At 52.6% G+C, this 20742-nt stretch carries 17 protein-coding genes, 1 tRNA gene and 1 pseudogene; 11 read left to right on the top strand and 8 right to left on the bottom strand.

Going from position 1 to position 20742, the window contains the following annotated elements; translation table 11 throughout:
* Window positions 1–332, top strand: a pseudogene (locus BM029_RS16650) (DDE transposase); the annotation flags it as partial.
* Between the two features lie 49 nt (window positions 333–381).
* On the opposite strand, the gene ybeY reads toward BM029_RS16650, so the two are convergent.
* From ybeY to BM029_RS16630, 4 genes are all read right to left on the bottom strand, one after another.
* Window positions 382–858: an rRNA maturation RNase YbeY gene (ybeY, locus tag BM029_RS16645; protein ID WP_092437882.1), complete on the bottom strand. Its 477-nt coding sequence runs from the start codon at window positions 856–858 to the stop codon at window positions 382–384.
* Complete coding sequence (locus tag BM029_RS16640) at window positions 842–2011, bottom strand: PhoH family protein (protein ID WP_092437880.1); 1170 nt, start codon at window positions 2009–2011, stop codon at window positions 842–844. Before BM029_RS16640 ends, ybeY begins: the two co-directional genes overlap by 17 nt.
* A 69-nt stretch (window positions 2012–2080) precedes the next feature.
* On the bottom strand, window positions 2081–3421 hold the full coding sequence (gene miaB, locus BM029_RS16635) for a tRNA (N6-isopentenyl adenosine(37)-C2)-methylthiotransferase MiaB (protein WP_092437879.1): 1341 nt from the start codon (window positions 3419–3421) through the stop codon (window positions 2081–2083).
* Between the two features lie 69 nt (window positions 3422–3490).
* Complete coding sequence (locus BM029_RS16630; protein ID WP_092437877.1) at window positions 3491–3841, bottom strand: hypothetical protein; 351 nt, start codon at window positions 3839–3841, stop codon at window positions 3491–3493.
* Between the two features lie 554 nt (window positions 3842–4395).
* Between BM029_RS16630 and BM029_RS16625 the strand changes: the two genes are divergently transcribed.
* The 10 genes from BM029_RS16625 to BM029_RS16585 all read left to right on the top strand — a co-directional run bounded on the left by BM029_RS16625 (window position 4396) and on the right by BM029_RS16585 (window position 15974).
* Complete coding sequence (locus BM029_RS16625) at window positions 4396–5082, top strand: hypothetical protein (protein ID WP_139217268.1); 687 nt, start codon at window positions 4396–4398, stop codon at window positions 5080–5082.
* Window positions 5083–5279: 197 nt separating this feature from the next.
* Window positions 5280–5672, top strand: a complete 393-nt coding sequence (locus BM029_RS16620; protein WP_211482491.1) for a type IV pilin protein — start codon at window positions 5280–5282, stop codon at window positions 5670–5672.
* Window positions 5642–6262, top strand: coding sequence for a GspH/FimT family pseudopilin (locus tag BM029_RS16615; RefSeq protein WP_092437871.1), 621 nt, complete (start codon window positions 5642–5644; stop codon window positions 6260–6262). The genes BM029_RS16620 and BM029_RS16615 overlap by 31 nt, the downstream gene beginning before the upstream one ends.
* A gap of 7 nt (window positions 6263–6269) precedes the next feature.
* Window positions 6270–6677 carry a type IV pilus modification PilV family protein gene (locus BM029_RS16610; protein WP_092437869.1) on the top strand — a complete coding sequence of 136 codons (408 nt, stop codon included), beginning with the start codon at window positions 6270–6272 and terminating at the stop codon, window positions 6675–6677.
* Between the two features lie 31 nt (window positions 6678–6708).
* Window positions 6709–7992 (top strand): PilW family protein, encoded by a 1284-nt coding sequence (locus BM029_RS16605; protein WP_244545091.1) that lies wholly within the window; start codon window positions 6709–6711, stop codon window positions 7990–7992.
* Window positions 7989–8591, top strand: a complete 603-nt coding sequence (locus tag BM029_RS16600) for a pilus assembly PilX family protein (protein ID WP_092437865.1) — start codon at window positions 7989–7991, stop codon at window positions 8589–8591. The genes BM029_RS16605 and BM029_RS16600 overlap by 4 nt, the downstream gene beginning before the upstream one ends.
* Before the next feature lie 12 nt (window positions 8592–8603).
* A complete protein-coding gene (locus BM029_RS16595) occupies window positions 8604–12827 on the top strand; it encodes a PilC/PilY family type IV pilus protein (protein ID WP_092437862.1) in 4224 nt (1407 codons plus the stop codon).
* A gap of 634 nt (window positions 12828–13461) precedes the next feature.
* A complete protein-coding gene (locus tag BM029_RS16590; RefSeq protein WP_092437860.1) occupies window positions 13462–13671 on the top strand; it encodes a helix-turn-helix transcriptional regulator in 210 nt (69 codons plus the stop codon).
* A gap of 675 nt (window positions 13672–14346) precedes the next feature.
* Window positions 14347–14541 (top strand): hypothetical protein, encoded by a 195-nt coding sequence (locus BM029_RS25665; protein WP_139217267.1) that lies wholly within the window; start codon window positions 14347–14349, stop codon window positions 14539–14541.
* Window positions 14542–14876: 335 nt separating this feature from the next.
* Window positions 14877–15974, top strand: a complete 1098-nt coding sequence (locus tag BM029_RS16585; RefSeq protein ID WP_092437858.1) for a HEPN domain-containing protein — start codon at window positions 14877–14879, stop codon at window positions 15972–15974.
* A gap of 231 nt (window positions 15975–16205) precedes the next feature.
* Here BM029_RS16585 and BM029_RS16580 read toward each other — a convergent pair whose 3' ends face one another.
* The 4 genes from BM029_RS16580 to mutL all read right to left on the bottom strand — a co-directional run bounded on the left by BM029_RS16580 (window position 16206) and on the right by mutL (window position 20654).
* Entirely contained in the window at window positions 16206–17471 is a 1266-nt protein-coding gene (locus BM029_RS16580) for a tyrosine-type recombinase/integrase (RefSeq protein WP_092437856.1), read from the bottom strand.
* Window positions 17472–17636: 165 nt separating this feature from the next.
* Window positions 17637–17713, bottom strand: a tRNA-Met gene (locus tag BM029_RS16575).
* 86 nt (window positions 17714–17799) lie between these two features.
* Window positions 17800–18780 carry a tRNA (adenosine(37)-N6)-dimethylallyltransferase MiaA gene (gene miaA, locus BM029_RS16570; protein WP_092437854.1) on the bottom strand — a complete coding sequence of 327 codons (981 nt, stop codon included), beginning with the start codon at window positions 18778–18780 and terminating at the stop codon, window positions 17800–17802.
* Window positions 18781–18785: 5 nt separating this feature from the next.
* Window positions 18786–20654: a DNA mismatch repair endonuclease MutL gene (gene mutL, locus BM029_RS16565; protein ID WP_092437852.1), complete on the bottom strand. Its 1869-nt coding sequence runs from the start codon at window positions 20652–20654 to the stop codon at window positions 18786–18788.
* Window positions 20655–20742 lie beyond the last annotated feature (88 nt).

The following is a 20742-nucleotide window of genomic DNA, read 5'->3' as shown; positions in this document are numbered from 1 at the left end:
TGCGTTCAAAAACCGTGGACGGCGTATATCAGGAAATATGGGGCACCCTGATCGCCTACAACATGATTCGCCTGGAGATTGCCAAGGCAGCATTGGTGGTCAAATGTGAACCCACGCAAGTAAGCTTCATCCGCGCCTTTCATTTGATCCAGTTCGAGCTTCACTGGGCCGCCGTCAGCAGGTCCTACGGCAAGCTGCCCGCTTCGATGAAGCATCTCCGTGAAAGGCTCGTTAGCCTTCTCAATGACGAACGGCCCGATCGAAAATTCGACCGGGCCGTTAAGGCAAAACCACAGCGCTATGCTACTCGCGTTCTACGAAAACCTGCTTAACTGAACGGCATTACCGCAAAGGCGGCGTTTTTGTCGGAGAAGCAGAAAACTATCGGTCAGCGTAGGGATTGGGCCAGCCCAGCTTGCCCAATATTTCAATTTCCAGGTCTTCCATTTCGGCCGCTTCTTCATCGTCTTCATGGTCATAACCCTGCGCATGCAAGACACCATGCACCACCAGATGTGCGGCGTGCTCCACCAGCGTTTTGCCTTGCTCTTTCGCCTCACGCTCCAATACATCTGTGCAGAGAATGATGTCGGCCTGGGTGATACCGTTATCCTCTCCCGGACCTTCTTCCTGATCTTCTGAGTAAGCGAAAGTCAGCACATTGGTAGCGTAATCCTTGCCGCGATAGTCGCGGTTCAGGGTGCGGCCTTCTTCGGCGTCGACAAAACGAATCGTCAGTTCCGCCGGCGCCAATAAAGCTGCCTGCACCCAGCGCCTCAACTGCGGGCGCGGTACGCTGTCTTGCAGGCGCGGGTCGGGATATTGCACCGACAAGGAGAGTTTATTTTTTGACGGCATGGCGGCTACGGGCGGTTTTGGTAATGCCGGTTTGCACCGGTTTGGCGGGTTTGACTGGTTGCGGTGTGGCCGCTTCGATTACACCATGGGTGGATGCAACCGGTGCGGCCTGCGATGCGGTTTCATAGGCATCGACAATGCGCGCTACCAAAGGATGGCGCACCACATCGCTGCTATTGAAGCGGGTAAAAGCGATGCCGCGTACATCTTTCAGAATGTTCATGGCGTCGATCAAGCCGCTCTTCTGGCCGCGCTGCAGGTCGATCTGGGTGACGTCACCGGTGACCACGGCCTTGCTGCCAAAGCCGATCCGGGTCAGGAACATTTTCATTTGTTCCGGCGTGGTGTTTTGCGCTTCGTCCAGGATGATGAAAGCGTGGTTCAGCGTGCGGCCGCGCATGTAGGCCAGCGGTGCGATCTCGATCGCCTGCTTTTCAAACATTTTCTGGGTGCGGTCGAAGCCGAGCAAATCGTACAGCGCGTCATACAACGGGCGCAGGTAAGGATCGACTTTTTGCGCCAGGTCGCCGGGCAGGAAACCCAGGCGTTCGCCGGCCTCAACTGCAGGCCGGGTCAGTACGATACGTTTGACGGCGTCACGCTCCAGCGCGTCGACCGCGCAGGCTACCGCCAGATAGGTTTTGCCGGTGCCGGCAGGGCCAATGCCCAGTGTCACATCATGCTCAAGGATCGAACGGATATATTGGCTTTGATGCGGAGTGCGCCCACGCAGATCGCTGCGCCGGGTTTTCAGAACCGGGCTTTCGATATCGGTCTCGGTCAGCTCGGCATCGGCTGGATCAACACCGGCCTCGTCGCCTGATTCGCCGTTGGCCTTACCGTTGGTCTTGGCGGCTTTCGGCTTCTTTCCCATGCCCAGCTTGGCTCGTTGTTCGACCAGCGCCAACTGGATTTCATCTACAGAAATAACTTTATTCGCGATCGCGTAAAACTGATCGAGAATTTCCACCGCGCGTTCCGCATTGGTGCCGGCGGCGATAAATTTGTCGCCGCGCCGGAAAATCGACACATCCAGCGCCGCGGAAATCTGCCGCAGATTTTCATCGAGCGGTCCGCACAGATGCGCCAGCCGCGTGTTGTCCAGCGGTTGCGGGATGAAGTAATGCGGCTGGGTAGGAGTTTTAGTTTTCAAACTGTGGTTTGCTTATCTTGTGTGCGTGGTGGGTGGGCGCGGTCTTGTACTGTGTCGTAAATTACTAAATTATTCTGCCAGGACGATTTCGCCGCGCAAAGTGTAGGTGTAGGTTTCCGTAATCTTCACATCGATCAACTGACCGATCAGACGCGCGCCGTCAGGGCCGGCATCAAAGTTGACCACGCGGTTGTTCTCGGTGCGGCCCTGGAATTCGGCTGGATTTTTCTTGGACGGGCCTTCAACCAGGATACGCTGAACCGTACCGACCATCGCCGCGCTGATCTTGCCGATATTTTCTTCTATCACTGCCTGCAACTGCTGCAGCCGTTTCAGTTTAACTTCATGCGGCGTGTCATCCTGCAGATTGGCGGCGGGCGTTCCCGGACGCGGGCTGAAAATGAAACTGAAGCTGTTGTCGTAGCCGATATCGGTAATCAGTTTCATCAGTGCGTCGAAATCCGCATCCGTTTCACCCGGAAAACCGACGATGAAATCGCTCGAAATGGTGATATTGGGACGCACCTGGCGCAAGCGCCGGATTACCGATTTGTATTCCAGCACGGTATAGCCGCGCTTCATGGCAGACAAAATGCGGTCCGAACCGTGCTGTGCCGGCAGATATAAATGGTCGACCAGCTTCGGCACCTTGGCGTAGGTATCGATCAGGCGTTGCGTGAATTCCTTCGGATGGCTGGTCACAAAGCGGATCCGCTCGATGCCAGGAATCTCGGCGATGTATTCGATCAGCAGCGCGAAATCGGCAATCTCGCCATCCGCCATGGCGCCACGGAAGGCATTGACGTTCTGGCCCAGTAAGGTGATTTCCTTGACGCCTTGCTCAGCCAGTCCCGCCACTTCAGTCAGCACGTCTTCAAACCGGCGTGAGACTTCTTCACCGCGGGTGTAAGGCACCACGCAGTAGCTGCAATATTTGCTGCAGCCTTCCATGATCGAGACGAATGCGGTCGCACCCTCGACCTTGGCCGGCGGCATGTGATCGAATTTCTCGATTTCAGGGAAGCTGATGTCGACTTGCGCGTTACCGGTGGCACGGCGCTGGCTGATCATTTCCGGCAAGCGGTGTAAAGTCTGCGGGCCGAAGACCATGTCGACATACGGTGCGCGCTTGACGATAGCCGCGCCTTCCTGCGAAGCCACGCAGCCGCCGACGCCGATCAGCAGGTCGGGATTGTTGCGCTTCAGTTCGCGCAGGCGGCCCAGGTCGGAAAACACTTTCTCCTGCGCCTTTTCGCGCACGGAACAGGTATTCAACAGGATGACGTCGGCATCTTCCGGTCGATCGGTCTTGATCAAGCCGTTGGAGGCGTTCAAGACATCGGCCATCTTGTCCGAGTCGTACTCGTTCATCTGACAACCGAAGGTCTTGATGAATACTTTCTTTTGCATCGTTTTTTCCATGACTACTCTTTAATTACAACTTAGTTACCACTCAATTACAACTTAGTTACCACTCAATTACAACTTGTTGCCGTTGCGCTGGGTCTCAATTTTCTGACTGGCCTCGTCTGGCGTGAGAACCCAGACGCGGTCGATTTCGCCTTGGGCGTTCAGGGTGTAATTCACCACGTAGGTATCTGTGCCGAGCGAGTTGGGGATCTGGGTCAGCTGCTCGGTATTCCAGATGCGGGAGCCGGGGGACAGCCGCAATGCATTGCCGCTTACGGTGACATTTGGATAGTCGGTGATGGTCAGCTTGCCGCGCAGGGTTGACGCGGGAAAGTCGCGCTGTGCAGCCATCGCGGAAAAGGCCAGTGTGGCCAGCAGGAAAATCATGAGCAGGCGGATTGGCCGCATTGTTGTCAACATAGCAAATTCCAATTATCGTAAAAGCCGCGCTGCGCGTGGCAAAGGAAAAATATCACGCCATAGATTGGCTGGTGCCAGAGTGGCTATGGCCTAAAGACTCACAGAAGCACTACCCCTGGATCACCTCTTAAGAGCATCGGGAAACACTCCAGGAAAGCGCGGATTATAGCATTTGCGATTCTCGGTATTTGTCCAGCACGAGTGCCACCGGGACGAAAGCCATCAAGTCAGAAAGGCAGGTATCTAGCTTTGTCCTTTAAGTTGTTGATTAACTAATTTTGGTGTCTTCAAGATGAGCGGTATTTGCGTGGCGATGAACGGGAGGGAAAAGGATTACTTTGTGGAAATTCCACGTCTATAATACCGCCAGACTTGCACGGTAGAAATGTGAGCATGTACTGCGATGTTCACATGGAGCCTTTTTAAGTACTTCTCCTATAGCCGCGAAACTTTGGAAGTTATACGAGAAAACGCCGTATTTTGCCAAGTCAGCGGCGAAATCTCCGGAGGTGGTGCAAATCCTTGTTATGCAATGTTTTGAATAAGATCGCCTCATGACTCGCCGTTTAAGTTTCTCCGATGCCGGAGTTAATTCTTCTCGTTTTCCTGGATTTGAGGCAGGTGTTTTTCCCGGTGCAATCCAGTTGCGGCGCTTGACAGTACTTTTGCTCGCGATTGCCGCGCATTGTTTTTTGATTTATGCCGTTTTCATCTCACCGCTCCTGGTTCACGAATCCAGGCAATCCACCACATTGTCGAGCAATGTAGTCAATGTCAGTTTTGTCACCCTCAAAGCAGCGCAGAGTGAAACAGACAAGTTAGCCGCGCCACCTGTTGATACCGATAGTCGCAAGGAAAAAATAGCGGAGCCGTCAAGCAACCAGACTTCCTCTGCCCAGCCGCGATTGAGCGCCAAGTCCCCGGTCGTTGATGCCATATTGCCTCCGGAGCCCTATTATTTCAAAGAGGGGGAGCTCAACGAAAGAACAACCGGTCCGCTCGACATTCCACAAGAATTTATCGTCGCATTGGTGGGGAAAGGCACTCGCTCAGCGCAGCTTCGGCTGCAAATTAACGAGATTGGGGAGGTGGATCATGTCATCGTTGATGCGTCGAGTTTCTCCGAAGAAGAGCAACGACTATTGATAGCAGCGTTGCAAAAAAAGATATTCGAAGCTGGAAAAATTGATGGCAAGGCAGTCAAGAGCGAACTAAGTTTTGAGGTCGTCGTGGAAAAATAGGGGGGCACGCCAAATTTCAAAAATCAAGAGCAAGCCATGGGCTCTTATTTTTCAAATTTCACATAGTCTTTTTTTTACAGCCAGGCGCCTCCAATCGCCTCGATTTTGCCGCCTATCTAGTCAAATAGACCGCTCATCCGACCTTTCTTTCAAGCAATTTATAACATGCTAGGATGCAACAAAAATTGGAGTCCCCCATGAAAGAAAAAGGTTTTACTTTGATCGAGCTCATGATCGTCGTAGCGATCATTGCCATCCTTGCTGCGGTTGCTGTGCCGGCATACACGGATTATGTAAAGCGTGGGCAGATTCAGGACGGTACCACCACACTGGCATCCACACGGGTCAGGATGGAGCAGTTCTTTCAGGATAGCCATACATATAACGGCTTCACCTGTCCCGGCGCGACCAAATATTTCACATATGATTGCGGAACCCCGGGAGCCACGACGTACACAATCACTGCCAACGGACAAGGCAGTCTGAATGGATTTACATACACGATTGACCAAGGCGGCAACCAGACCTCGACTACAGGCTGGGGAAATTGTACGACCAGATGGGTGCTCAAGAAGGGGGACGCGTGTTGAGTCGGGCGTCCAAATTTCAACAAGGCGTAACCCTGATCGAACTCATGATCACGCTGACGGTGATGGCGATCGCGTTCGGTCTTGGAGTGCCCGCCTTTTCAACGTGGATTCAGAATTCACAAATCCGGACCGCGGCGGAATCCATGCAGTCGGGTATGCAACTTGCCCGTGCCGAAGGTTTAAGAAGCAACGCCACTGTTCGCTTTCAATTGACGACAACGACTGATGCCAACTGCGCGCTCTCCAGTAGCGGAACCAACTGGGTAATCAGTGTCAATGACGCCACGGGAAAATGTGACGTGACGGATGCAACCGTAGACCCGTTCATGACGCGTTTTAAAGCCAGCGCGGAAGGGACCAAAAACGTTACGGTTGCGGCGACACAGTCCAGTATCAGCTTTAACGGCCTGGGGCGGGTGACGCCAGCGCCCACGAGCGCAATCACCATCGATCTCAAAAACCCGGCCGGAGGCACCTGCGTCGCCGCCGGCGGAAATATGCGTTGCCTGCAGCTCCAGGTGGGTGGAGCAGGGCAGGTACGCATGTGCGACCCGGCAGTTACGGCAGCCAGCGATCCAAGAAAGTGTTGAAGACATCATGAAAACATTTCGTGCCAATCAGAAGGGTTCGATGCTGCTTGAGGTATTGATCGCTATTCTGATTTTTTCTTTCGGTATCCTGAGCATCGTTGGTCTGCAAGCCGTCTCCATCAAAGGAGCTTCGGAAGCCAAATATAGAAGCGACGCCAGCTTTCTAGCCAACGAGATGATTGGCCAGATGTGGACGGACCGCGCGAACATAAACACCACTTACGCTGCATCAACAGCCTGGAAAAATCGGGTTGCAGCTACCTTGCCAGGCGGCACGGGGACGGTTGTGGTGGCTGTCGATCCGAATGTCACTCCTCAGTTGCGGGCAACGGTCACCGTTTCGTGGACACTGCCTGGCGACACGACACATACGTTTGTCTCGGTTGCGCAAATTAACGGCGCCGGCCCCATATAGCCGCGTTGCGAACAAAAATATGAGAAATCAATTGAAACAACACTCTGTTGCGCGCCGGGCCTCTGCCGGCTTCAGCCTGGTCGAGATGATGGTGGCGCTGGTAATCGGGCTGGTGGCAACGCTCGTCATCATGCAGGTATTCACACTTTCAGAAGGCCGCAAACGCACCACTACCGGCGGCGCAGATGCACAAACCAATGCCGCTGTGACGCTCTACATGCTGGAGCGGGACATTCGGCAAGCCGGTTATGGTCTTTCCCCCAATACCGAGGATTATGTTCCACCGTTGACCCCGCCTCCGACCGGTGTGCTGACCAACGGTATCCTGGCTCAATGCGCAACCGTGCGTGCATACAACGCGAACCGGGCGACAACTCCCAATTTCACTTATACCGGATCAACCTTCGCACCGGTGGTCATCAATCCAACGGGATACCCGGCCGGCGATGCCAACACGGACGTGATCCTGGTCAATTACAGCGGCACCGGCGGCATGACTGGTATCGGCATCCCCATTATCCAGCCTGGCGGTACAGCCCAAACTGGCGGAACGCTGTCCGATTACTCCGTTATTACGAGCAGGGCGGGATTCAATCAGGGTGACATGATTCTGTCTGTTCCGCCGAGCGGCAGTACTCTTGATTGTACGATCGGGGAAGTCACTGGTTTAGCCACCGCCGCCCCTCCGGTCGGCAGCCAATGCACGCCCGGCATCACCGGCTCCGCCACTACGATCAGCCATAACAATATGTCCTACCTGAGCTTTTATGCTGGTTGCACGGCAGTTAACGCTGTATGGAATCAGTCCGGCGGAACGCCTGTCAGCTACGCCGCCGGTAGCAAGCTGTACAACCTGGGTCCCGTTGGTTCTTTCGTCAGCAGGGTATATGCGGTGCGCAACGGCAACCTGACGGTGTGTGATCTCACTGCAAACGATTGCACCGCTGCCGTGGCGAGTCCGCCAGACAATGCGGTATGGTCTCCAATAGCTACGGGTGTAGTCGCCATGCGCGCGCAGTACGGGAAGGATACCAACTTAAACGGCACGATCGACGCATGGGATGCCACGCAACTCACCGGTGCGTCTCTCGCCCAGATCGTGGCCGTGCGCATGGCTGTGGTGACCCGTAGTAACCAATACGAGAAAGCAGCTGATTTCACAGCGAGTGCGCCGGTCTGGCATCAGGATGCCTCCGGTTCTAGCGATATCACCATGGATATCAGCGGTTCCGGTACTGACTGGGCACGCTATCGCTACAAAGTAGTGCAGTCTATCGTCCCGTTGCGCAACATGATTTGGGGGCAACAACAATGAAAAGCCAGAAGACTTTGATTTTCCGGCGCGTGGCTCGCGAGCGTGGGGTAGTGCTGATTCTCGCCCTCATTGTCCTGGTCGCGATGATCATTGCCGGTGTCGCGCTGGTGCGTTCGGTCGATGTCACGACTCAGATCGCTGGCAACCTGGCTTTCCGTCAGTCCGGCGTACAGGCTACCGACTCTGGCGTAGAGAAGGCGAGACAGTGGCTGATGTCTGCCTCCAGCCTGATAGCTGATGCCCCTCCTAGTTACTACTCCACCTGGAACGGCGGCGCTACAGGCACGCCCGCAGTCTTCGATCCGGCGACCTTCGACTGGAGCGGGAAATCCGCGCTTCCGGTTGACGCGGCAGGCAATACCGTCAGTTACGTTGTGCATCGCATGTGCCAAAACCCAGGCGACCCTGCCGATCCGGCCAGTAACTGCATCACCGCCCCAAGTTCGGTCTCGGGAACGTCCCAGCGTATCACGGGTGGACAAGAGTTCAGATGCGTCGGGACCAATTGCGTTGCCTCGAGCAACCCCTATTACCGCGTCACGGTCAGAGTCGCTGGCCCGCGCAACACGGTGACTTATACCCAAGTTGTGATCTATTGAACAGAGACCCTCATGAAAACCGACTACGCTATCCAGAAATTTGTTTTCCCCGCAGTGCTCTCTGTGCTGCTCGCCGCGCTGTTGATGCTGCCGACACAGGCGGCGGTTGTCAATCTCGCCAATGCGCCACTTTCCACCACGACGACATCCTCGGTTAAACCCAATCTGCTGTTTATTCTCGATAATTCCGGGAGTATGGGGTCTGACTATTTGCCCGATGATGTGCCCGGCACGTACTATGGCTTGACTTCCTCTCAGTGCAACGGAGTTGCTTACAACCCGGCAATAACGTATACGGTTCCGGTGGATTCCAGTGGTAGTCCGGTAGTTTCCACCAACAAATTTACCGCGGCGTGTGACGATGGTTTTCTCGGGAGCTGTTCGAATACTGACCTGACAGGCAGTACTTACTACAAATACAGCGGCAGCCAGACACCGCTTTCGTACACATACGATACCAATGGCGTCATTACATCCTCAACGTTTTACAAGGAATGCAATAGCAGCAGAGGCAGCAACCCTGGTGCGGGCGTTTTTACCGCAGTCACCGTGAGTAGCACATCGGGGCCGGGCAGTACGAACGAGCAGCAAAACTATGCCAACTGGTATAGCTACTACCGTACGCGTATCCTCATGATGAAAACCGCGGTTGGTCAGGCATTCAAGACCATCGACAGTAAATTTCGCGTCGGATTCACTAACATCAGTTATACCGGCGCCACCGATGGCAACAACTTCCTGCACATCGACGACTTCGCCAGCGGTACCGGCGGGCAGAAGGACAAATTTTACACAACCCTTTATAAACAAACGGCGAATAACTCCACACCGTTGCGCGGTGCGTTGTCCAAAGCGGGCAGGATTTACGGTGGTCAATTAGGCGCCGACCCGATGCAATATTCCTGTCAGCAAAACTTTACCATTTTATCCACCGACGGTTATTGGAACACCGGTTTAGAAACCTCGTCGTATGGTCCCTACCGTCTGGACAACAGTACGCCGGTCGGACAGCAAGACGGAGGCACCACTCTTCGCCCCATGAACGACGGGGCAGCTAGCCAAGTCACACAAACCACGGACGCGGTCACGACTACTCAGGTAAACGCGCCGAATACGGTTGTCGCTCGATCGACGCGTACAATCACAACGACGACAGCGACCACTGCCACAACGCGCACGGATAAGTATTCCCGAACGACAGTTACGATCTCAGGCACGGACTCATCAGGCAACAGCTGCAGTAGTCAGAAGAGTGCGGCCACAACCACTATCTACACGGGCAGCGGCACCGAGACCCAGACCTCGGGGACGACATCGATTCAAACGCAAGAGCAATATACTACTACCGGGACGAACGACCTTACGACAACAACCTCAACCGTCACACATACCGTGGTTACAACCAATGGTGTCGTAACCAACGATACCTATTCGAATCCTGTTGTAAACAGCACCAAAGTGACGACCACTGTCTCGGGTCCTACGTCGACCAACTGGGCTAATGTTGGTTCATCGACGTCCGGTACAAGCGGGCCGACCAGCAGCTTTGGGAACATTACTTGGACGGTTACCAGTACCAAGACCGGTTCTTGCAAAGGCAATCCAGGAAGTGAATCAGACACAATATCCACCACCGGCACAGGTACCTGGTCCGCCCCAAGTACCCAACCTAATCCAGCCCCGGTAACGAGCGCAGCAACTGCGGATGCAAAATACTCGAATACTACGCCAGGAACAGCAACCACCACGGTTACTGGCCCGACGCAGGGTAATGCCACAACCACGACGACCAGTATCGGTGGCAGTTCGAACTCGTTGGCAGATGTAGCCATGTATTACTACAATACCGATCTTCGCAATCCGGGCAACGTTCAATCTGCTCCGTTTCCGGCAAGTTGCACATCTACCAGCGCAACCGGGGCAAATCTCTGCCCGACAGACAGCAGTGGCGTCTACTCGCCGAACGTACCTGGTAGCGGTGTCGACAATAATCACAAGCCGCATATGACCACCTTCACCCTGGGCCTCGGGCTCAATGGCTTGTTGCAATATTCCCCCACCTATGCGACAGATAAGACGGGGGACTATCAAAGCATCGTGACAGGCAGTAAAAATTGGTCCGATCCTAAAGCCTACGCAACCGCTCCGAACTATGGCGACACAAGTAGTTCGGTCGTCGAGCGCATTGACGATCTGTGGCATGCAGCAGTCAACGGGCGGGGTACTTATTTCAGTGCCAAGAATCCAACTGCGCTGGTCTCAAGCTTGAATTCGGCACTATCCGGTATGGCGACCCGGCTTGGCTATGGTTCTTCGGCTGCCGTATCCAACTTGCAGCCTGTCAAAAACGACAATTCGCTCTACGTGGCCAGCTACACCACCGCGCAATGGACCGGCAATCTCGTTGCCGAGTCGACTGACGTCGATACCGGCGCAATAAACTCCACTGCTACCTGGTGCGTGGAAAATGTGGCCGCCGATACTGTTAAAGGCACTGCAGCATGCACCGGCCAGCTGGCTAGCCAGGTTTCGGCCGCAAGCGACACAAGGACAATTTACTTCAACAATGGCGGCACGCTCAGCAGTTTTGTTTATAGCGGACTGTCGAACGCGCAACAAAAATATTTCGACACGACTCAACTAAGCCAGTCGAGTAGCACCTTTTCAGCCTCTGACAAGACTGCGGCCACGGGTGATACGCTGGTGAACTACCTGCGTGGTCAAACCCAATATGAGAGCCAGGCCGGCAGCACTGCCAACTTGTACCGCGATCGCTTAGCGACATTTGGCGATGTTGTAGATACCTCGCCTGCATTTTTGGGTGCGCCGAACTTTACCTATATCGATCCGGGCTATAGCGCGTGGGCAGCCAGCACCACCCAACAGAGTCGGGCGAAGACTATTTTTGCCGGTGCGAATGACGGCATGCTGCATGCTTTTGACGCAGCTACCGGGAAAGAACGCTGGGCTTTCGTGCCGAGCCCGGTAATGCCGAATATGTACTGGCTCGCGGACAATACCTACACCACCAACCATCACTTTTATGTCGATGGTGCACTTGTGACGTCAGACGTGTGCGTGAAAAATTGCTCGGATGCTACCAAGGCCGATTGGCGTACGATTCTGATGGGTGGCTTGAACGGCGGTGGCCGCGGCTACTACGCATTGGATGTCACCGATCCCACTGCCCCCAAGATGCTATGGGAATTTACCTCGCTCGACGATGCTGATCTCGGATACAGTTTCGGCAACCCATTGGCGGTAAAAAAATCGGATGGCACCTGGGTAATTACAGTAACTTCGGGCTATGATAATGTTGCCTTGGGTACCACAAATTCTTACGATAAAGATGGCAGCGGCCAGGGTTTCTTGTTCTTGCTCGATCCTTTGACCGGCTCAGTCCTCTCCAAAATCGGCACATCGGTGGGCAGTAAGACTACACCTAGCGGACTAGGGAAAATAGCATTCTGGGCTGATAATCCGGCCCTGGATGCAACCGCACTCTATGCTTACGCCGGTGATCTGTTAGGCAATCTGTGGCGTTTCGATATCAATACCAGTGCTGTAGTCAAAATTGCCGCGTTCACCGATGGCACCAGCACCAGCTCTAATCCTCAGCCAATTACAACCCGGCCGGAGCTGGCGAAGGTAAACGGGAACCGCGTTGTGTACGTAGGGACAGGCAAATATCTGGAGGCATCCGATCTTGATTCCACGAAGTTCACGACCCAGTCTATATACGCCATTGTCGACAACGGCACCACGGTGACTAGCCCTCGCACCGCTTTAGTCCAGCAAACGCTGACCAATGCCAAACCGAACCGGACCGTGACCAATGCCGCCGTTGCTATCAATCCACCGAGCGTCATGGGATGGTTTGTCGATTTGCCTGACAGTGGCGAGCGTAGCAACGTGGACATCACTTTGGTGCAGGGGACGTTGATAATCCCGACCAATGTGCCTACCAACGGGATCTGCGAGGCGGGTGGCTATAGCTGGCTGAACTACCTGAACTACAAGACCGGGAGCTACGTACCAGGCGCCAGCAGCGCGGGAGTGTGGACGGGCAACGATCTCACCACCGGCATCACCGTGGTCTGGATCAAAGGCCAGCCAGTGGTTATTCGTACGGGCAGTAACTCAGGAGCTGAAAGTATGACTATTCCCACTAATGCTTCTGGAAAGCTCGGCGTAACAGGTCACCGGGTCAGTTGGCGCGAGCTCATCACGAAGTAAGTTAATCGATAATTAGTCTTTTCTGTGATCAACCGGGCATGCGTACAATATTCTGTACGGCCCGGACTGATTAGCAAGAACACGGCGCCGAACTTATAGGATTTATTCTTGGGTTCGGCGCCGTTTTGCTAATTTGTGAATCCTCTGCGGACAATTTTCTTGGCGGTAACTGGTGATGCCTGTAAAACCGCCTAATAGAACTTGGATGTCAAAAAATTCAGGCAACAAAAAACCCGCATCAGCACTAGGCTAGAGGCGGGTTTCTGTACGTTGCTGGACTTCTTCAAACGTGTTCGTGGTGGGATAGGTGGACTAGTATAAAGCCTCGAAGCCCTTATATATAAAGGTTTTATTTTTTATATATCTGATATGTATATGCAAAAGTATATGCAAAAATTATTTCTTAATCAAATAGCAGTTACGCCGTAACGCAAAATACAAATCTTGTTAAAGTGCAATATCAATGTTGACCAACTAAAAACATGTTGCAAAAATGAGACATCTGTGTATAATCTCCCTATTCGCTTAAGAGGATATTATTTTTCAATATTTGTCAAGTGAATATTTCAATATTTCTAAACTGAAATTTGAATTGACCATTTTTGTAATTTAACCGTTTAGTCGCAGGAGATTTATGACAGTACCTTTAGCATGCTTGCAAATGAAAGCGTTGACCAAGAAACTCAGCATGAGCCGCAGCTCCATTTATAAACTGATTCAATGCCAAGAAAGCAACTTCCCCGTTGGATTTCCAGTGATGGGTGGAAGGGCAATGTACTACATTGAAAGTGAGGTCGATGAGTGGCTAATTTCTCAGCGACAAAAAAGCCAGTTAATGCATTAATTCACTTAAACACGCATCACTTTGCTGATTTTTAATCGGCCATATACTCAGTAATACCACTTGCATCAAAATTGCGGTAAAACGCATATCCAAGAATAGCGCATCAATCCAATAGCATTCCTGCATCAAATCAGGGTTTTGCTATCTGCTAGTCAGTACCCCAATCCAAACAGCTTTTCAAAATCCAGTTTTTATGGAGATATTTCCTATGGGCTTCAGATATTGAGTCCGTAGGACGTTCTAGTTATCGATTTGGGCGTGCTATGAGAGGTTTTGAGCGATTTATTGGAGGTGGGTAATGGGTGAGGTGCAGTTAGTAATTTTGATGCATTTAAAGCGCTTATAGCAAGTTGCAATCGTGGATTTGAAGTTTTAATTTAAAACTTCAAAGAAGTTGGTGCTTATTGCAGATTCCGGCTTGGTTGGCGGTAGAAAATATGTACCAACATTCGCTCTGTTAGAAGATGTTTCAATTTTCGTGAAATTTACGAAATTCCCTCAATGGTAATCGGCAATTTTATTGTCGTCAATTATCTATTTTTTTAAATTCAAAAAGAAATGACCCAAATGCATAGCCTAAAACGCTTGCAAGGGGATTTATTGTCCTAAAAATTTTATTGTATTAGTAAGTGATCTATTCAGATAACTAATTCGAACAAGCTAAAGAAGGTAACTATGGTAAAAGAAGAAACAAGCATTACATTAATGAATGGCGGTATGCACAGCCAAAAAGCCTATGCAAAGATGACGGCCATGCTTACCAAGCACAGCTATGTACACCCCCGGCTTTATCATCTTGTTTTAATGGGCAGTGAGATAAAAAAAGAGTATTTATCGCATTTAAAGGCACTATGCTTTGAACTAAGGTGAAACAATATCCCTTGTAAGTGGAGGGGGTGCATAGAAGTTGATGAAGCCAAAGGATTACACTATCACGTATTTTTTTTGGTTGAAGCCAAACACATTAACCCCTGTTCTATCCTCAATCACAACAAGCAAGGGTGGCTGAATATAATGTCTTTAAAAAGAGGTATTAAGTACTATATTGCGCCACCAAAATCCCCAATTCACCATGCAAAAGACGGTAGCCAATTAAACTATGCAACTTTGGCAGGTGAGAAATTAGCAGATTGCCTAATCTGGATTTCGTACCTAGTAAAAAAAAGATCAAAGCCAACTGATATTGCGAATATGAACTCTCAAATTTGCTGTCCATACTTATTGCCTACCCTTTGTCCATTGTCAGCATACAAGTGGAATGCGACGACGAGCGCACCTATTACGCCTACTTCCCGACGTTCAAAAAAGTGGAGCGAGACGCATCAAAGAACGATTTTTGTCTCGAATGTCTAATATCAAAGTCAACGCTTGATGGGAAATGGCAGACAATCTTTGAAAATTACTATAAATCTGAGTATCGGAAAATTTCTTGGGTTCGCCTCGCAGGAATGCAGCGATATGAGGGATTTTGGGAGTACAAGACATTAGGATATGTCACCTTGCTAGACAAGTATGTTACTGAATTTTCGAGGGCAAATGGGTTAAAAACCACTACTCCCGGGAATGGCAATATGCAAAAATTTAACACTGAGCTAAAAAAAATAAAACCCTCTGTTGGTGACGACCTACATAAGCGGGTGATGAATATCGCGGACAATATTTTCTCTAAAAAGAGGGAACCTAATTTTCCTGAAAAATATGAATATACAATGAACGCCACTAACGGCGACATTGTGAAAATCATTAACCTTGCAGCGGCAGATTTCAAAAGAATAAAAGACCTGCGGGACGCTATTGCCCATGGTGATGCTCTTGAAATGACCGACAGTGACTACGATAGAACGCCTGTAATCGTAGCCAAAATTGCTCTGCTATTGACCTATTGGGCATTCATAGATTTCGGACTAGAACCTAATGATTTCATGGATTGTCTTACAAGAAATCATAATCAACTGCGTCGCCAAGCGGACCCGGATTTCGTGCATCTCGCACGAGTAACAAATCCAGATAAATTTTTCACTATCTCACAAGCGGAGTTTGACAAAATTTCAGGAATTCAAAACTTTATACTCGGTGCATGTTTCACGGAGAATATTCAAGGTGGTCTTGAATATTCAGAAAAGCATGCCGAGACTTGCCGCAAATGGTGGAAAAACCCATCAAAAAAAACTGGTCACATCCACGCACACAAAGACATATTTAGCGTACAAGAAGAGAGCCTGAAAATCGTATACGACGCCTATGTTGAGTGCGGAGAAAATCGGCTATCTTGCAGCCCACTCTATATTTTCACTGCTAGCTAACCGCCGATATCCAGTATCGAGTGGAATACCTCTGACTCTAAAATTCATTGCACACGACAGCCTGAAACCTCGCATGAATCCTTACTTCTTTGTCCCATCCATCATGGGCTAGAAACCTCTGCACTGGATATCAGTCGTATGCGTATCATGTGCGCGATACAGCACAGGTCAAACATGAGAAAAATTTTAGGAATTTTTTCTAAAAAAATCGGCCGGGGGTAGGGGGTAGGATCACTTGACCACGCTTTCTAGGTAATCCGCGTATTCCTGCATCATCACCTTACGCTTATCAAGAAATGATTCACGGTCATACGAGCCACCGTATACTTCACCCGATGCGTGAGAAAGTTGCCGTTCGATATTCGTGATGTCGTTTTTTAACGTCTTCAACACACCCTTTGCCAGAGACCGAAATCCGTGGCCTGTCATCTTGCCGCTGTAGCCCATCCGCCTGAGTGCGGCTAAAATGCCGTAGTTGGTTGCTGGTTTCTCATGGTCGCGCAGGTTATGGAAAAGATACTTGTTGCCGCCTGTATGTTGGTGTAGTTCTCTGAGTAATTGCCAGCCTTGACGCGGCAAAAATACGTTGTGATCGACTTTGCGCGGATTCAGTTTCCTCTTGCCCATTTTCATGCGTCGCCACGGAATTACCCAGCTTTCACGATCAAGGTCGATTTCTGTCCATTCCGTTGTCGTTAATTCGCTGGTGCGGACAAAGGTCAGCATCATCAGTCGAAACATGATTCTGGTGGGGGCATACATGCGGCCCTCGATCTTCTCAAAGGCACGGATAAACTCTGGCAGGTCGGCGACAAGAATGGCTGCATGGTGCCCTTTTACAGACGGTTTGAGTGCGCCCCGCAGGCTTGGTACTGGGTTGTATTCGACTACGCCCGTCGCAGCGGCGTACCGAAATATCTGGTCGCACACTTGTCCTTGTCGCTTTGCCATTTCTATCGCGCCGCGCTTCTCGATCTGCCGCAGTACATCCAACATGACAGGGGCTTTAATGCCTGTGATGGGGTGTTTGCCGATCAAGGGAAAAATGTCTTTTTCTAGCCGGTGCAAAATATTGGTCGCAGTACGTGTCTGCCAAGTGTCGAGCTTGTTTGCGTGCCACTCTCTAGCCACGGCTTCAAATGTATTCGCGGCGTTCGTCGCCCTCTGATTTTTTTCAATTCGCTTAACTTGTGCAGGGTCAACTCCTGCCTTGATTTGAATTTGGGCTTGCTGGCGCAGTTCTCGAGCAGCGGAAAGCGAGACGGCAGGGTACTTCCCAAAGGCTAGCAGTCGTGACTCGCCAGCGAAGCGGAATTGCATACGCCAATATTTGCTACCATCGGGTTTGACCAATAAATGTAGTCCACCCCCATCAGCCAACGTATAGGGTTTGTCGGTCGGCTCATCCTGTAAGCGTTCGTTAAACCCCTTCGGCTTCACGCCTCCCTTGGCACTGCGTACCTGGATATCGGTCAGTGGTTTAGCTAATTTAGGCATTTTGCATATACCTTGTTTCTATATACGTTTTCATATATTCAAACGTATATGCAAAAAAGATTGATGTCAATGTATCTTGTTGGACGTTAAAAAACAAAAAACCCGCATCAGCACTAGGCTAGAGGCGGGTTTCTGTACGTTGCTGGACTTCTTCAAACGTGTTCGTGGTGGTGATAGGTGGATTTGAACCACCGACCCCAGCATTATGAGTGCTGTGCTCTAACCAACTGAGCTATATCACCAATGAAGCCCTAAATTATGACGCATTTCGCCAAATCCTGTCAACAAAAACAGGTTCCGGATGCTTTTCAAGGCCAAATTCATGGTGTTATCGCTGCTTGAGAGCTGTAATCACGTTCTCAAGCACCGTATCGGCAACATTTTCCCCAATACAGTCAATCACAACCCGCTCCGGCATGGAACGCAGCCAGGTAAGCTGGCGCTTGGCCAACTGACGAGTAGCCGCAATGCCTTTTTCGCGCAGTTCCTGGTAGCCGTACTGGCCATCCAGATACTCCCAGGTCTGGCGATAGCCGACACAGCGCATCGACGGCAGGCCCAGATGCAAGTCGCCGCGGGCACGCAGTGTTTCGACTTCCGCCACAAGACCGCCGCTTTGCAAATCCAGCATCAGATCGAAGCGTCGGGCGATCCGCTCATGCAGGACACTGCGATCCGACGGCTCCAGCGCTATCGGCAAAATATCGAACGGCAATTCCGGCGCCGGCCGGTCGGTCAGCAGCGAGGACATGGTCTGGCCGCTCAGTTCGATGATTTCAAGGGCGCGTTGAATACGCTGGCTGTCGTTGGGCTTCAGCCGGGCAGCGGTGACCGGGTCTAGCTGCGCCAGCTTGGCGTGCATCCCCGGCACGCCGATCACGGCGGCTTCGGCATCCAGCCGGGCGCGCAGTTGCGGATCGGCTTGCGGCAGGGCGTCGAGGCCGTCGCGTAGGGCTTTGAAATACAGCATCGTGCCGCCGACCATCAACACCAGCTTGCCGCGCGCATGGATTTCGTCGAACAGTCGCAGCGCGTCGTCGCGGAATTGCATGGCCGAATAGGATTGCGTCGGCTCCATGATGTCGATCAGGTGGTGCGGCGCCGCGGCAAGTTCGTCGCGGCTGGGCTTGGCGGTGCCGATATCCATGCCGCGATAGACCAGGGCCGAATCGACCGAGATGATTTCGGACGGGATGTGTCTCGCGATCTCCAATGCAGCGGCGGTTTTGCCGGATGCGGTAGGGCCCATGATGGCGACTACCAGCGGCTTGGCTGCGGCCGACGTTGATGTTGCTGGTTGTGATGACATACCGCTTATTGACCGCGCAAGAATAATTTGTCCAGGTCCGACAGCGCCAGCTGGCTCCAGGTGGGACGGCCGTGATTGCATTGATCTGCGCGTTCGGTGGCTTCCATTTGCCGTAGCAGGGCGTTCATTTCCGGTGCCGTCAGGCTGCGGTTGGCGCGTACCGCAGTATGGCAGGCCAGGGTGCCGAGCAGTTCATTGCGGCGTTCGACCAGGACGTGCGAGCCACCGAATTCACGCACGTCGCGCAACACGTCGCGTGCCAGCGTCTGTGCATCGGCATTCTTCAACAATGCCGGGACCGAGCGCACCGCCAGCGTGGTGGGCGAAATTGCGGCGATGTCGAAACCCAGCGCATGCAGGGTTTCCCGGTTTTCTTCGGCGGTGCCGACTTCAACTGCATCGGCAAAGAAGGTGACCGGGATCAGCAGCGGCTGCACCTGCATCGCATCTTCATCCAGGGCGCCTTTCAATTGCTCGTACAGAATCCGCTCGTGGGCTGCGTGCATGTCGACCAGTACCAGGCCCTTGGTATTTTGCGCAAGGATATAAATGCCGTGCAACTGCGCGAGCGCGAAGCCAAGCGGGAAGTCATCGCTTGGCAGCGTTTGACTGGTAGGCTGCAGCGCGGTCGGATAGTTTGCAGCGACGCTGCCGGCAGTGCGGTCATTATCTGTAAACAACGCGCCGTAATTGGCCGTGGTTTGCGCCACGCCATTGGCAGCGGGTGCAAATTGCGGGCCGAATGAGGTTTGCTGCTGGGGCACTTGTGTGCCCGGTTGCAAAATCGCTTGCAGATGTTCTTGCGAACCGCGAATCCACGGCATCGCACCGCTGGGTGACGGCAATGGCGCTGGCGTCGCACCAAACGAAGTGGCGGAAGTTTGCGCCAGTGCGCGGCTGACCGCATGAAATACGAACTGATGCACCGCGCGGCTATCGCGGAAGCGCACTTCAATTTTCGACGGGTGTACGTTGACGTCGACCAATGCCGGGTCGAGATCCAGTCCCAGGACGTATGAAGGATAGCGGTCACCGTGCAGCACGTCTTGATAGGCGGCGCGCACCGCGTGGACCAGCAATTTGTCGCGCACGAAGCGGCCGTTGACGTAGAAATACTGGGCGTCGGCGCGCGCCTTGGAGGCGGTCGGCAAACCGACAAAGCCATGCAAGCGCAGCGGTCCGGCGCCTTCATCCAGCGCCAGGCGGGCATTGGCGAATTCGTTGCCGAGGATGCTGGCGCTGCGCTTGGCGATTTCGGTGATGTTCCAGTGATCGACGGTCTTGCCGTTATGCGTCAGTGAAAACGAGACATCCGGCCGAGCTAAAGCGATACGCCGGACCACTTCGGCGCAATGGCCGAATTCAGTCTGGTCCGACTTAAGGAATTTACGCCTGGCCGGCGTATTGAAATACAGGTCCTGGACGTCGACGGTAGTGCCCTGTGCGCCGGATGAGGGCGTTACGGCTAGCGTACTGCCGTCGATTTCGGACGCGTGGCCAGCGTCGGCGGTGCGCGAGGTCAGGGTCAGTTGCGATACCGAAGCGATGGATGCCAGCGCTTCGCCACGGAACCCTAGCGTGGCAACGTGTTCCAAGTCGTGCAGCGAGCTGATTTTTGATGTCGCATGACGCGCCAGCGCCAATGGCAGCTGTTCCGGCGCGATACCGCGGCCGTTATCGGTAATGGCGATGCGTTTGACGCCGCCTTGTTCAAGCCGCACCGTGATTTGGGTGGCGCCTGCGTCCAGTGCATTTTCCAGGAGTTCCTTGACCACGGCGGAGGGTCGTTCGACCACTTCACCAGCCGCAATTTGCGAAATCAGGTTGTCTGGGAGTTGCTGGATAGCGCGGATGGGGGAGAGCGGTGCATTCATGTGGCGATTATACCGAAGCGCGCACCCGCTGCAGCGAGTTGCCTTCCGGAAGCCTTGCCATTATGAGCATAAACAATTGGCGGATCTA

Source organism: Collimonas sp. OK607 (assembly GCF_900111995.1).
Taxonomy (GTDB): Bacteria; Pseudomonadota; Gammaproteobacteria; order Burkholderiales; family Burkholderiaceae_D; genus Collimonas.
This window is presented reverse-complemented; position numbering and strand designations above follow the sequence as displayed.